The sequence below is a fragment of the Kribbella sp. VKM Ac-2569 genome (genome assembly GCF_004216905.1).
Lineage (GTDB): Bacteria > Actinomycetota > Actinomycetes > Propionibacteriales > Kribbellaceae > Kribbella.
In genome coordinates, this window is record NZ_SGXJ01000006.1 from 94,244 (window position 1) to 107,436 (window position 13,193).

General features: G+C 66.5%; 13 protein-coding genes and 7 tRNA genes. 14 read left to right on the forward strand and 6 right to left on the reverse strand.

From position 1 onward, the window contains the following. The first annotated feature begins 219 nt into the window (after positions 1 to 219). Together EV649_RS40970 and EV649_RS34500 are read left to right on the forward strand one after the other, a co-directional pair. Positions 220 to 816, forward strand: a complete 597-nt coding sequence (locus EV649_RS40970) for a hypothetical protein (protein WP_157996363.1) — start codon at positions 220 to 222, stop codon at positions 814 to 816. Further along, positions 813 to 1,751, forward strand: a complete 939-nt coding sequence (locus EV649_RS34500; protein WP_157996364.1) for an NAD-dependent epimerase/dehydratase family protein — start codon at positions 813 to 815, stop codon at positions 1,749 to 1,751. Before EV649_RS40970 ends, EV649_RS34500 begins: the two co-directional genes overlap by 4 nt. Positions 1,752 to 1,968: 217 nt before the next feature. Here the strand turns inward: EV649_RS34500 and EV649_RS34505 are convergent, their stop codons facing one another. Then, a complete protein-coding gene (locus EV649_RS34505; RefSeq protein ID WP_130387896.1) occupies positions 1,969 to 2,319 on the reverse strand; it encodes a hypothetical protein in 351 nt (116 codons plus the stop codon). An 86-nt stretch (positions 2,320 to 2,405) separates the two neighbouring features. Here EV649_RS34505 and EV649_RS34510 point away from each other — a divergent pair, with 86 nt between their 5' ends. Then, the gene (locus EV649_RS34510) at positions 2,406 to 2,561 is read left to right on the forward strand and encodes a tyrosine-type recombinase/integrase (protein ID WP_130387897.1); all 156 of its coding nucleotides are present in this window, start codon (positions 2,406 to 2,408) and stop codon (positions 2,559 to 2,561) included. Between the two features lie 413 nt (positions 2,562 to 2,974). Here the strand turns inward: EV649_RS34510 and EV649_RS34515 are convergent, their stop codons facing one another. The 4 genes from EV649_RS34515 to EV649_RS34530 form a co-directional block, all read right to left on the reverse strand. Then, positions 2,975 to 3,457: a GNAT family N-acetyltransferase gene (locus EV649_RS34515; RefSeq protein ID WP_157996365.1), complete on the reverse strand. Its 483-nt coding sequence runs from the start codon at positions 3,455 to 3,457 to the stop codon at positions 2,975 to 2,977. A gap of 223 nt (positions 3,458 to 3,680) precedes the next feature. Next, a complete protein-coding gene (locus tag EV649_RS34520) occupies positions 3,681 to 4,040 on the reverse strand; it encodes a hypothetical protein (protein WP_130387899.1) in 360 nt (119 codons plus the stop codon). A 135-nt stretch (positions 4,041 to 4,175) separates the two neighbouring features. Beyond that, a complete protein-coding gene (locus tag EV649_RS34525) occupies positions 4,176 to 5,063 on the reverse strand; it encodes a hypothetical protein (RefSeq protein WP_130387900.1) in 888 nt (295 codons plus the stop codon). Positions 5,064 to 5,278: 215 nt separating this feature from the next. Then, positions 5,279 to 5,354, reverse strand: a tRNA-Thr gene (locus EV649_RS34530). A gap of 671 nt (positions 5,355 to 6,025) precedes the next feature. Between EV649_RS34530 and EV649_RS34540 the strand changes: the two genes are divergently transcribed. The 5 genes from EV649_RS34540 (at position 6,026) to EV649_RS34555 (ending at position 6,976) form a co-directional block, all read left to right on the forward strand. Further along, a tRNA-Pro gene (locus EV649_RS34540) sits at positions 6,026 to 6,101 on the forward strand. A 92-nt stretch (positions 6,102 to 6,193) separates the two neighbouring features. Next, a tRNA-Arg gene (locus EV649_RS34545) sits at positions 6,194 to 6,267 on the forward strand. Positions 6,268 to 6,269: 2 nt separating this feature from the next. Then, positions 6,270 to 6,343 (forward strand) — tRNA-His (locus EV649_RS40975). Positions 6,344 to 6,383: 40 nt separating this feature from the next. Beyond that, positions 6,384 to 6,457: transfer RNA gene (locus tag EV649_RS34550), tRNA-Leu, on the forward strand. Positions 6,458 to 6,529: 72 nt separating this feature from the next. After that, complete coding sequence (locus EV649_RS34555) at positions 6,530 to 6,976, forward strand: HNH endonuclease (RefSeq protein WP_130387901.1); 447 nt, start codon at positions 6,530 to 6,532, stop codon at positions 6,974 to 6,976. A 119-nt stretch (positions 6,977 to 7,095) separates the two neighbouring features. Here EV649_RS34555 and EV649_RS34560 read toward each other — a convergent pair whose 3' ends face one another. Then, the gene (locus tag EV649_RS34560; RefSeq protein WP_130387902.1) at positions 7,096 to 7,794 is read right to left on the reverse strand and encodes a hypothetical protein; all 699 of its coding nucleotides are present in this window, start codon (positions 7,792 to 7,794) and stop codon (positions 7,096 to 7,098) included. A gap of 354 nt (positions 7,795 to 8,148) precedes the next feature. Here EV649_RS34560 and EV649_RS34565 point away from each other — a divergent pair, with 354 nt between their 5' ends. The 6 genes from EV649_RS34565 (at position 8,149) to EV649_RS34595 (ending at position 13,154) form a co-directional block, all read left to right on the forward strand. Further along, positions 8,149 to 9,294, forward strand: a complete 1,146-nt coding sequence (locus EV649_RS34565) for an RtcB family protein (protein ID WP_347233164.1) — start codon at positions 8,149 to 8,151, stop codon at positions 9,292 to 9,294. A gap of 41 nt (positions 9,295 to 9,335) precedes the next feature. Further along, positions 9,336 to 9,426 (forward strand) — tRNA-Ser (locus EV649_RS34570). A gap of 123 nt (positions 9,427 to 9,549) precedes the next feature. Continuing rightward, the gene (locus tag EV649_RS34575) at positions 9,550 to 10,377 is read left to right on the forward strand and encodes an alpha/beta hydrolase (RefSeq protein ID WP_157996366.1); all 828 of its coding nucleotides are present in this window, start codon (positions 9,550 to 9,552) and stop codon (positions 10,375 to 10,377) included. Between the two features lie 419 nt (positions 10,378 to 10,796). Beyond that, positions 10,797 to 10,879 (forward strand) — tRNA-Tyr (locus EV649_RS34585). 93 nt (positions 10,880 to 10,972) lie between these two features. After that, complete coding sequence (locus tag EV649_RS34590; RefSeq protein WP_241999057.1) at positions 10,973 to 11,113, forward strand: hypothetical protein; 141 nt, start codon at positions 10,973 to 10,975, stop codon at positions 11,111 to 11,113. A gap of 127 nt (positions 11,114 to 11,240) precedes the next feature. Continuing rightward, a complete protein-coding gene (locus EV649_RS34595) occupies positions 11,241 to 13,154 on the forward strand; it encodes a heparinase II/III family protein (protein WP_130387906.1) in 1,914 nt (637 codons plus the stop codon). Positions 13,155 to 13,193: the final 39 nt, after the last annotated feature.

Consider the following 13,193-nt stretch of genomic DNA (forward strand, 5'->3'; position numbering starts at 1 on the left):
GCTGAGTGACCGTCAGGTCGCCACAGCCTCTTTGGCTCGGTCTGGTCGCGAGTGCTCTGTACTTCTTCAACCAGGGCGACATCTTCGCCACGGCCGTGTCCGGATTCCCTGTCCGGGGCAGCCTCTTCGGCAGCTACCTGTGGCTGATCCTGCTCGGTGTTACCGCGCCATACGCATCACAATCCAGCCGGCTATTGCCGAGCTCAGGAGTTGAGCACGATGAACGGAATCTCTACACCACAACCAAGCTTCCTACGTACCTGGCTGCTCTGGACCGCAGGCTTCCTCGCCTTCCCCATCGCAGGTATCGCCGGCGACCTGGCAGCGGGCCGCGTCAACGACGCCGTCGCCGCGTTGCTCGGTGGCGTGGTCACCGGCGCCGTACTCGGCACCGGACAGGTACTGGTCAGCCGCCGACGGCTCGACCCACGCCGGTGGATACCGGCCACCGCGATCGGCATGGGCCTCGGGCTCCTCCTCGGCGCGGTCGTGGTCGACTACGGCACATCGCTCGGCGACCTCGCTCTCATGGGCTTCCTCGCCGGCATCGTCCTGGGCGCGGCGCAGACATTCGCTCTACCGGCTCAGATCCACCGGCGGTGGGCATGGGCCGCCGCCCTGCCGCTCCTGTGGGCGCTGGGCTGGACCGTCACCACCCTCGGCGGCATCAGCGTCGAAGACCAGTTCACGATCTACGGCGCTTACGGAGCAGTCACCTTCTCCGCGCTGTCCGGCGTACTGCTCCACTACCTGCTGCCGTATCGCGCCGAGGCCGGCCCGACTCCGACACAGCCACGGATCGAGACCAAGGCATGAGCACACCCCAGCACGTCATCTTCGGCGCCGGCGCGATCGGCCTCGCACTGCTCGACGCGCTACGGCAACGCGGCGAGACCGCCCGGCTCGTCAACCGTTCCGGACACGCACGCGTACCCGACGAGGTCGAAGTCGTCGGCGGTGACGCCCGCGACCCCGACTTCACCACAGCCGTCGCCAAGGGTGCGCGTGTCGTCTATCAGACCCTCAACCCGCCGTACCCCGAGTGGACCGCGCAATTCCCTGCCCTGCAGGCCGGTGTGCTCGCCGCAGCCCAAGCCTCCGGCGCGCGGATGGTCAGCATGGAGAACGTCTACATGTACGGGCGTCCCGACGGTCGCATCCTCACCGAAGATCGCGCGTACGACGCACACACCAAGAAAGGCCAACTCCGGGGACGCATGGCACACGAACTCCTCGCCGCCCACACAGCCGGCCGCGTCGAGGTCGCTATCGGCCGCGCATCCGACTACTTCGGACCCCGCGGCGGAGCGCAATCCAATCTCGGTGACCGCGTCTTCCCTGCCGCCCTGGCCGGCAAGACCGCCACGGTCCTCGGCGACCCCGACCAGCCGCACACGTACACCTACATCCCCGACATCGGCGAAGCGCTCGCCGTACTCGGCGAACACCCCGACGCCCCCGGTCAGGTGTGGCACATCCCGAACGACCCTGACACCCGCAGCACCCGACAGTTGGTCGACCTCGCCTACCAGCACGCCGGACAACCCCGCACGAAGCTTCGCTCCATGCCACCGCTGATGCTCCGCGCTCTCGGCCTGTTCAATCCAACAGTCCGGGAACTCACCGAGATGCAGTACCAGTTCGACGAACCCTTCATCGTCGACAGCACCAAGATCACCAACAAACTCGGCGCCCACGCCGCACCGATAGACCAAGCCCTGATCAACACCCTCGCGACCTACCGAGCCTGACGACGCCCGTCACAGCGATCGGGGCTGGGAACGACGAACCCCCAGCCTCAGAGAGTGCCCTCTGACCTGGGGGTTCGTGTGGAGCCGCCTGTCGGAATCGAATCGACGACCGGTACTGCAACTGCATCGTGGACGGTCCGGTGGCCTGCCGACTCCTCTTTCCCCGTTGCTCGCTGTGGCTCGGGCCACGGTCTGGAGCGGTGGGCCGCCGGACGTGCTATCGCACCGGCGGCACGGGCGCCCGTACCACGGTGGCGGTGCCGTCCGGGTCCGTCACCGTGCAGCTGACCGCGTTCGAGGCAAGGCCAGTCTTCTTGCCAAATGTCTTGGCGACGATTTCTACGCCCCCGGTAGGCGTAAAGGTGATTAATAGCAAGACCATGTGCTGGTCGTCGATCCACCGGCTCGCCGAGTCGCCGGGCGTGCCGACGACGGTGATCGCGCCCTCTGCGCAGGCGACGGTGAACGTCTCCAGACCATGTCCGGGCGGGGCGTCGGCGACGGCTGGCAACGCGGGCAACGCGACCGCGGCGGCCGTTAACGCGCCAAGTGCGAGAAGTCGCGTCATGTGTGTTCCCCTCCGGTGAGTGTGGCTTAGGCATCCACTATCCCGCGGGCAACGTGTTCCAGTCGGTCAAGTCTCGGGTTTGAGCGGTGCTGATTGAGCTCGGCGTACACGTCCGGATCGTGCAGGAGATCCTCGGCCACTCGGACATCCGACTGACGCAGCGGTACACACACGTTGCGTCACCGATGGCGGTTGACGCAGCCCAGCAGATGGGCCGCGCGCTCTGGGGCGGTACACGGTGAGAGTGACCGAACTGCAACTCGAACTGCAACCGGGCCGGCTGCCCGGTCCCGCGTCGAACCGGGTTTGCGCAGGTCAGCGCGTACTTCTAGTGGAGCCGCCTGTCGGAATCGAACCGACGACCTTATTACGAGTCCGTTGCCGTAAGCACCAACCATGCGACGACTCCCGGCCTGGGGCTGTGATCGTGCCTAGTGGCCAGGGGTCGTTGACGGCTGTTTAGGGCAGTCCGGGGGCATCTCGGGGGCACCGCTCCCCCTCGGCGTAGCCAGTTTGGAAGTGCGGCCGCCCGCCCGCGTAGCGGTAATCTCGGCGCCTGAAACCGATGCCTACAGCACCCCCTGAGTGACCGCCACTGACCACCGGTTAGGGCACGATGCACGCCCTGGTCGTCATTGCGAACTCAAAGGACCAGTCACGGTGTCTTCGTTGGAAGCGGCATCCACAATCGGACCTCATCGAAGACGAGACCATCGTGATCGTGGTAGCCGCCGGGCAACTGACCCCACACCTGGAATCCGAGTCCGATGTAGGCCTTCTCGGCATGAGTGCCGCCGCGACAGCTGACCTCAAGGATCGAGCAACCCCAGTTACTGGCGTGACTGCCCGCAGCGTCCACAATCCTTCGAGCGAGACCTGTCCCACGAGCGACGGGAAGAATGACAAGGCCGCCCAGCTCGGCCCGATGCCTGCACAACCGATGCTCCAGGCGCTTTACCGTGGTCATCCCCACCACGCCGCCGTCCTTTTCGGTCGCGACGAGAAAGCGGAATTCGCGCCCGTGTTCCTCGTCGATCGCCGACAGGACCAGTGTGGGGGTCTCGTCGATGGTGAGCCCGCACAGACGGTTTTGGTGAAGGCTCTCAATGTCGCTCTCACGAACGGGGCGAATGATCACTTGGCCGACGATAGTTGCGCTGCCCCGAGCGTGGCCAAGGACTTTCGTCCGTCAGCGTCTCCACACCTGCCCCGTCCCCCTCATAGCTGCCAAACCCAGGCCAGCGCGGCGCATGTCAAGAGTCGGCGGCGAGCTCGACTGTCCTCCGTAAGGTGATGGGCGACACTTGTCCGCCAGGTGATCTGCGACTGTCGAAAGCACGGATTGCGGCATGTCCGTGCGTTCAGCCGAGCGCGACCCGTTCTGCGTCGATCTGATCCGCAGGCCAGACGGTGTCGGCAGAATCGACGAACCAGATGGGCGCATCAATACCTCGGGCCAGGATCTCCCCCACCTCTGCCACCCAAGCGGCGGAGCGACACTCAAGCACCAAGGTCGACATGGTTCGCGGGTCAGGCATTCCACCTGTCGAGTCCCAGTCCTCCCATTCGGCGGGGTTCACGTCGACGGCATAGATGTTCGTCAGTGGTGCGGCTGCGCCGTCACAGTGGATGGTGTCGCCGGCGTCGATGAACCGACTGTCAGCCAAGAGGGTCCGTCGCACGTCGCCGAACAGGTCGGCGTTGCTGCCGAGGACGATCACGTATCGGGACACGCACGGAGGATATCGAGCCGGACCCGCATGTGATCGGCATAAGCACGATCCGCGGCATGTGCGGACGATTCGTGGAGCGAACGGATGCAGCCCCGGCGAGTTCTCGAGAGGCCCCCGGCGAGGTCAACCTAGCGGCCGCATCATCCAATGCCACGCACTGTGCGGGGTGTAGCCGAGTTGGTCATTGACGTGACGGATGCCCGCGTTGCTCTCCTCGTTCTCGGTGAGTGCCATCCGGATGCCCAGGCCGTGCGCGTGGGTATGCAGGAACGCCTTGGTCCAGCGGGCCAGGGCTCGACCCCGCTGGCTCGGATCGACTCCGGTGTACATCAGGTGCATCTGGTCGCCGTCGGCCAGGGCAAAGGAGATCGCGCCAGGTCGCCCCTCGACCCGGGTGAGCACCGCCAGGGGCCGTTGTCCGGGCGCCGCGGTCCCACGCAGGCCAGACAACGTGAGGACCAGCCCGAGATCGGCCTCGGGGTTCGTCTGGCTGGCGAGAAGCATGGCCTCAACGGCCTCCTCGTCGTCGAAGACCAGGTCGTCGCACACCTCGACGGTCACACCACCGGGCGGCGCGACGGACACCGCGTCGTCGAGGACACACGCGCTGGTGATCGACGTCTGTTGGCGCTCGAATCCCCAATGCAGCGCCACGTCCATGGAGACCTGGTCTCCGTCGAGAACGCACCCCACCAGACGAGTCACGTCGTCGCCCGGCTCCGCCCGCGCGGCCGCGAACAAGCGCGCGCCGAGACCTCGCCCGCCGCGGTCGGCCCGGGTGCTCACCATGACGAAGAGCGCACCCGCCGGCAGGGTGGCAGCGGTCTTCGCGACAGCCACGCCTGCCAGCGCACGGTCGGGTTCACGGGCCACCATCACACGGAGGCTTCGTGCGGTGCCCTGGTCCAGATCCGAGCGGAGGATCGCCCGGTCCTGTTTCGGGGTTCGCTTCACCACGAATTCGACGATCTCGTCGACGTCAACCGGAAGACGAGCCTCGGTGATCTCCATGTGTGCATCCTGACGGACTCGGCTGACCGCGATCCACCAAGCCGCGCAACACATGACGCTACGAGGCATCTGCTCATCGGCAGATCCGTGCGCTCGCCGGGTCCTTCAGGGGGCGCCCGGAAGATCGGGGGGACCTCGGGGGCACGGCGGGCGCTTGAGGCTGGAACGACAGAACCCCCAGCCGAGGAGAGTGCCCTCTGACCTGGGGGTTCGTGTGGAGCCGCCTGTCGGAATCGAACCGACGACCTTCTCATTACGAGTGAGACGCTCTGCCGACTGAGCTAAGGCGGCGGGTGCCGAGGCAAGAGTGTAGCGGGAGGAGGGGGAGGATTCCGAATCGGATCCTTGGGGAGGGGTACGGCGGGGTGCGGGGTGTGGTCGCGGTCACCCCGGGAGGACGGGCGGGCGATCGCGCCGTACGCCGGAACCCGGGGTGGGCCGGCGTGCCGGAACCAGTATGGGGCGGCGTACGTCGGAGGGGCGTTGGAATAGCGGGGGAATGATTGTTTTGGGAAATGCGTTGACTTAGTTGTCGGTGTTGGGTCAGACTATTTCCCGCAAGACCAAAGACCTTGAGGAGAAGATCGTGTACGGAACGGACATCCTGAACGAAGCCTGGCGGCCCGGCCGCATGGCTTTGTCGGCGTGCCTGCGATCCGTGGGCGACGAGGCCTTCTACCACCAGCTCAGCCCGAGCATGGGCGGTTCATCTGGGTGATCTCCTACTGGGGAGACCTCCAGAAGCCGTCTGAGCCGGGCACCGGCAGCAGGCGGCTCTTTTCTTTTGCCCGAACCACGGGCCATCGCCGATGTGCAATGGTTGCGGACCGGACTCCAAACCCGCGTCATGAGGGTTCGATTCCCTCCATCGGTGCTTTCCGGTATTCACGGATATCGGCACGAACAATGACAACTGGACATTCATCGCATTTCTCCCGGCCCTTCGCGGAGCCGGGAGAGGACCAGTTGTAGGCCAGCGGCCAGGCCACCTCATTTGGGTTGAGGGGATCGGGGGTTCGAGTCCCTCCAACTGGACCAGGCGCCCGCAGGATGCTCAGCTACCGGCCGAGCGGGCGCCACAAGCGTGCCCTGCGACGGAAATCCGCAGTACATCCGGCGCAGGGCACCGGACGCCCGTGGCTCAACCGGACAGAGCGCCTGCCTACGAAGCAGGAGGGTGCAGGTTCGAATCCTGCCGGGCGTGCTGTGTCCGAAGCAGAAGCGGGCGATGCGCCGGGACGTGACCCCGGAGAAAGCGGGTTCGAGCCCCGCCGGACACCCTCGAGTACGACGTGCTCACGCAGCGTACGTCGTACGCCCGCGGCTCTGGCCCAACTGGGAGAGGCACCTGGCTTAGAACCAGGAGGTTCAGGGTTCGAATCCCTGGGGCCGCACCGACTGACCGACACCGAGATCGCCGACCTGCTGACCGCGGGTCGGGCACACTGGAAGGGAGGAGGAACCAGATGAGCGGTGTGATCGTTCTGAACGCCTCGTACGAGCAGCTGCACGTCGTGTCGATCCCGCACGCCATCCGGATGCTCGTCCGGGAGGTCGCCGTCGTCGAGGAAGCGCACGACGGCGCCAGCATCGGACCGTTCCCCCTCCCCCGCGTCCTGCGTCTCGTCCGGTACGTCGTGATGAAGTGGCGCTACGCCTCCGGCCGGCTGCAGTACACGCGGGCCGGCGTACTGAAGCGCGACAAGTACACCTGCGCGTACTGCGGCCAGCTCGGCGCCACCACGATGGACCATGTGATCCCACGATCACGCGGCGGTCGAGGTGAGTGGCTGAACGCCGTCGCCGCGCACGCGGGGTGCAACGAGAGGAAAGGCTCGCGAACACCGGAAGAGGCCGGCATGCCGCTGCTCTGGCAGCCGTGGGTCCCTTCCCGTGCCGAGATAGCGCTCTGACGCGACACCCACCGGTGCCGCCGACGAGCGCGATGCCAGGTGGGCGCCGGTGACCCACCCTCGGTTCTGACCCGAGGCCCCGCAGGTTCGACCCCTGCCCTGGCAGCCGTACGCCGTACTCAATGACCTGAACCGGGGATCGCGGGATCTCCAGCGTCAGCGAGCCAGCGGGAGCTCTTGGACCACTCGTAGATGGGCCACGCTCGCGCCCCTCGGCGCTGCAGCAGCCAGGGAAGGATCTCTGGTAGTACGCGTCGAAGGTTGCCGCGGCCACGGATCGCCAAGAGTGTCGCCGGCTTCCAGTGCTCCTTGCGCGCGGCCTGGTGGTATAGGTCGCCACCGGTCAGGTCGTGCACTCGCTCGACGATGTAAGCATCCGTCGAGCTCTGATCAATCCGTCCACCATGACGCCTCGTCAAGCTGAAGCAGCCTTCACCCTCCAGAATGCCCGCAACCCACGCCGCAGCGGGACCAGACAGCTCGATGGGAGGTACGGAGATCTCCGGCCATGAGACCTGCCGGAGTGTCTTGCAGGACGCCATCTGGTCCCGGCGACGCGACCCCATCAGCGGCCACAGCAGTTTGGCGAGTGGCTCGAGATGCTCTCGTCGTTTCACCTGCCACCCATAGGCCTGCTTGTGGTGCGGCTTCCTGCTGGCGATGGACCGGATGTACCCGACGCCGGTGATCCGCTCGATCCTCTCGAGTACGTCCAGATCGGTCATGACCACTCGCAGAACCGACGAGGAGGTCGAGTTGGTGAAGGTCCCCTCGCCCTCAACCAGGCCTGCAAGCCAGGCCAGCGCCGACGGGGACATCTCCCGCACCGGTGGTTGCGGGCCGCCGTTGGCACAGGTGCGGCACCGCGCGGCGGTACGGGATCTGCGGCCGCCACAGTCGGGACATGACGCGTGCCCCAGGGACGACTCGCGGCATGGCCAGCACATCCAACGTGACCAATTTGTCACGAAGACATCGCCGCACAGACGGCAGGTTCGAGACTCTGGAGCGGGGAGGCGAGAACTCATGGTCAAGTACTACCGATCGCCACCGACAGTTTCTGTGTTTCAGATCCCTTGAAAACAAGGCAGGAACGGACGATTCAGAAGGAGAGTGGGGAGATGAACGTGGAGCTTCCTGTTGAGTTGAGTGGGGCCAAGAGCTCCACGCTCATGTGGGCGCAGGAGTACGACGTGGATGCGAAGGCGCTGCAGCAGCTGCGGAACATTGCGGCGCTGCCGTGGGTACACGGGGTCCGGGTGATGCCGGACGTGCACCTCGGTAAGGGTGCGACCGTCGGGTCGGTGATCGCGATGAACCAAGCCGTGTCGCCGGCCGCGGTCGGGGTCGACATCGGGTGTGGGATGGAAGGTGTCCTGACCTCGCTGACGGCTTCTGACCTTCCGGACGACCTGTCGGCGATCCGTTCGCGGATCGAGGCCGCCGTACCTGTGGGCTTCCGGGCTCACGAGAACCAGATCGGCGTACGACGGCTTGGGCTGGACCCACGTCCGTGGGACAAGCTGTGGGGCGAGTTCACGAGTCTGCACGACGGGGTGCAGGACCGGGAACGCAAGGCCAAGCAGCAGATGGGTTCGCTAGGCTCCGGCAACCACTTCATAGAGGTCTGCCTCGACGACGAGGACCGCGTGTGGCTGATGCTGCACTCCGGTAGCCGGAACATCGGCAAGGAGCTCGCGGAGCGGCACATGCGGATCGCCCGGGACCTGCCGCACAACGCGGACCTCCCGGACCGTGATCTGGCGGTGTTCCTGTCCGGTACGCCGGAGATGGACGCGTACCGTCGCGACCTCACGTGGGCCCAGGAGTACGCCGCCCGGAACCGGGCCGTCATGCTCGCGCTGGTGATGCAGGCGGTGCGGGAGTCGTTCGAGGTCGACGTACGGTTCGAGCAGCCGATCTCGTGCCACCACAACTACGTGGCCGAGGAGCACATCGACGGGCTCGACCTGCTCGTCACCCGCAAGGGTGCGATCCGGGCGGGGCGCGGGGACCTCGGGCTGATCCCGGGGTCGATGGGCACGGGTTCGTACGTCGTCCGTGGGCTCGGCTCGGAGCGCTCGTTCTACTCGGCCTCACACGGGGCAGGCCGGCGGATGAGCCGCAACGAGGCGAAGCGCCGGTTCACCGTCGACGACCTGGTCGCTCAGACGACCGGCGTCGAGTCCCGCAAGGACGCCGGCGTCATCGACGAGATTCCGGCAGCGTACAAGGACATCGACTCGGTCATCGCCGCCCAGTCCGACCTGGTCGAGGTAGTGGCCCACCTCAAGCAGGTCATCTGCGTCAAGGGCTGAACAGGTTTCTGCCGTGGTCAGGGAACGCGGCAGGAACCTGTGGTGAGGTCCGCCTGTTGGTAGGGGCAGCGGTTTGCTAAACCGTCGGTCGGCTGACATGTCGGCTCGCGAGTTCGAATCTCGCTCTCACCGCTGGGCGGCCGGGAAAGACCGGCCGCCCTGCCAGCTGGTACGTGGTTGTTCGCAGTTCCGCGCACAGTGGTTTGGGTAGTTCTTCCGAAGCGGATGTACGTCAACGAGTCCTACGTTGATCTCATGATCGAGCGTGAGCGGCTGCTCCAAGGCCTGCCGGTCGACGAACGGCGGATCGACGTCAACGACGTGTCGACAGTCGTTCTCGAGGGCGGGGACGGACCGCCGCTCGTTCTCCTGCACGGCGGTATCGAGTGTGGCGGAGCGTATTGGGCGCCGGTGATTCCACGGCTCGCGGAGCAGCACCAGCTCGTCGTACCTGATGTGCCAGGGCTGGGCCAGTCCGATCCGGTCGCTCGGTTGGACCAGGCGACGTTCGACAGCTGGCTGAGCGCGCTGCTCGAACTGACCTGCGATCAGCCGCCGACCTTGATCGCGCACTCGCTCGTCGGGACCTTGGCCGCACGGTTCGCGGCGACTCACGGCGAGCAACTGCAGCGGTTGGTGCTCTACGGCGTACCTGGGGTCGGGCCGTACCGGTTGCCGATCGGGCTGCAAGTGATCGCTGTCCGGTTCGCGCTGCGTCCGTCCGAGGCGAACATGGAGCGCTTCGAACGGTGGGCGTTCCACGATCTCGATTCCGTACGACGCCGCAACCCGGACTGGATGCACGCCTTCAGCACCTATACGCGGAGCCGCGCCCGCGTACCGCACGTCAAGCGGACGATGCGCTACCTGGTCACCACCTGCACCAAACAGGTCCACGACCAGATCGATGTCCCCACGACGCTGCTCTGGGGTGCGAAGGACCGATTCGTACCGCTGCGCCTCGCCGAGGAGGCACGCACCAGGCTCGGCTGGCCGCTCAAGGTGATCGGCGACGCCGGGCACGTCCCGCACATCGAGCGACCCGCCGCATTCCTCGAGGAAGTCACACGAACCGCCAGCTGACGAACATCCCGATCCCCGAAGCCAGTCTGGCCGGGATCGCGGCCGGCCTCGCGCTCGAGCAGGTACGCCCGTGGCGAGTCGGAAAACACCCCGCCGGATGGTCGCTCATCGCCGCCGGAAGCCTGGTCATCGCGACCGCGGTGCGAGCAGCACGAACCACTGACCTCTCCAGCCCCGAAAGGCTCGTCACCAGCGGGCCGTATGCACTGAGCCGAAATCCGATGTACGTCGGATGGGCGCTGGCGTACCTGGGCATCGGACTGGCGACCGGGTCGGGGTGGACGTTGGCGACCCTGCCTGCCGCTGGCCTGTGGATCCACCGGGATGTTGTCCGGGAGGAACACCGGCTGCAAGAGAGTTTCGGGGACGAGTACGAGCGCTACTCGGAAAGGGTCGGTCGCTACCTCCCCAGGCGATGAGCAGAAGCGCCGTCGTTGGAGAGGCGGGGCGGGCTGTAAACCCGTTGCCACGCGCTGAGCAGGTTCGAATCCTGCCTTCTGCACGCAAGACCAACAGATATGACAAGAGAGGAGGACCGGCCATGGCCGACCTCAGGAACAGGAAGAGAGTGCCTGGCGGCAGGACCGGTGCTCCAGTGAAGCAGGGTCATGCGCTGCGCCGGGTACGGCTTGCCTGCGGGCATGTGCAGCGAGACCGGATCGCCCACGCCGGCGATCACGTGTGGTGCGAAGCCGACTGCTCCGACTGGACCCGCGTCGTCGCCGTCGAGGAGTAGTCACTCGGTCACGCCCCCCAGCAAAAAGAAGCCCACCGCAACTTTCTCCGCCCTCTGACCATCGTGGCGGGTGTACAGGTTGTCACCGCCGGCTGGGGGGCCGCGGGCGAGCGGGTGGGGAAAACGCATGATCAGATGGTTGTCGGTGTTCGGGCTGGTCGCCGCGGGGCTGGCAGGCGCCGGCGGAGCCGCAGCGGCCGGGCCCGAGCCCGGGATCGCGATCGCCGCGGATCTACCGGAGCCGGAGGCAGCGCAATTCGTGCCGGGGGCAACGAACGTGATCCCGGCGACCGGCGTGTCGGCGAAGAGCGCCCAAGCGGCAACTGCCGGGGCAGGCGGTACGTACACCTGCCCCGGCTTCAGCACCGTCGACGACGCGACACCGCTGTCGTACGTCCTGCAGGACACCTACTCGTGGGGCGGATTCAAGCCTTACAAGGTTGGTGACGGCGCCGGCAACATCAACTGGAAACTCAACCCGTACAAGAACCCCAGCTGGTACATGTGGTTCCACTCGCTTCGTTGGCTCGGCCAAGGAATCACCGCCGCAGGACAGGGTGACGCCGCCGCGATCGACCACGTGACGACGATCGTCAAGGACTGGGTCCGCGACAACCCGTACTCCTGGAAGGCAGACATCGGCGCCTGGGAGTCGACGATGCACCGCACGAACGTGATCATCTGCACCCGGCAGGCGGTCCTCGCCGGTTTGCACATGACCACGCTCCCGCCACAGTACGGCTGGCTCGACACGGCGCTGCTCGACCACGCCAGGTTCCTGGTCAACAACTGGAGCGGCGCCTGGAACCACGGCACCGACGAGAGCGTCGCGCTGTTCGGCGTCGGCTGCACGCTCGACCGCTCCGACTACATGACGCTCGCACAGCAGCGCCTGAACGCCGGCATCACGACCTCGATCGACAGCGAGGGTTCGACCAACGAGCAGTCGACCGCCTACGCGCAGTTCAACTACTCCCTCTGGGGCCGTGCCGTCGACGTACTGCGAGCCTGTGGCGCCGACCCCGGTACGACGATCCCCGCACGCCGCGCCCTGCTGGCGAACTGGCTCGCCCTGGCCACGAACTCGCTGGGCAACCTGCACCAACTCGGCGACTCCGAGGTCGTCCGTACGACGGCTGTCGCCGGAACACCTCTCGAGTACGCCGGAAGCCTCGGCGCGACCGGGATCGCGCCGACCCAGCGCGTCGGCATGTTCTCGGCGGGCTACGTCTTCGGCCGATCCGGGTGGGGCAAGTTCGCGGACCAAGCGTCGTACAGCATCCGGTACGGGCCGGCGCGGCAACTGCACGGTCACAGTGACCACACGTCGCTCACCTATACCGCCCGCGGGCGGGACATCCTGATCGACGGCGGTCACGCCGGCTACCAGAACGACGTCTGGCGGACCTGGGCGAAGAGCCCGTTCGCGAGCAGTGCGATGACGACGCCGCTGTCGGCCGACCTACTGCCGGCGACGAAGCTGACCCGGTCCCAGCTGAAGCCGAACGCCGACTTCTTCGAGTTCTCCGACGTACCCGGGACCGGCATCAGCCGCGTCCGCGGCGTCCTCGTGCTCAACAATCCGGACCTGGTCGTCACGCTCGACCGCGCATCCTCCAAGACCGCCCAGCAGTTCCAGACGTTGTGGCACCTGCCGGCGGACCAGCAGGCGACGGTCTACTCGCGGACGACTGCCCTGGCGAGGAAGCCGGGTGAGGACACCCGGACGATCCTGTTCCAGGTGCCGTATCGGCAGGCGCTGCCGCCGGGGGCGATCCTGCTCAAGCAGGCGCAGACGCAGCCGATCCAGGGCTGGACGTATCCGAACATCAACACCCGGCTGTCGGCGCCGACGCTGATGTTCGCGCGGTCCGGCACCACGGCGTCGATCCTGTCGTTCATCGCACCGGTCAAGGCCTCTGGTGCTGTCACGTACGCGACCCGCTGGTCCGGTACGACGTACGTGGTCGACCTGAGCGTCGCCGGCGTACGCACTTCGATCGGCATCACCGCAGGCGGCGCGCTCGTCCGCCTGACCTGAACCCCCCTGGTGACGGAATCTCGCCGGGCCCTCCGAAGG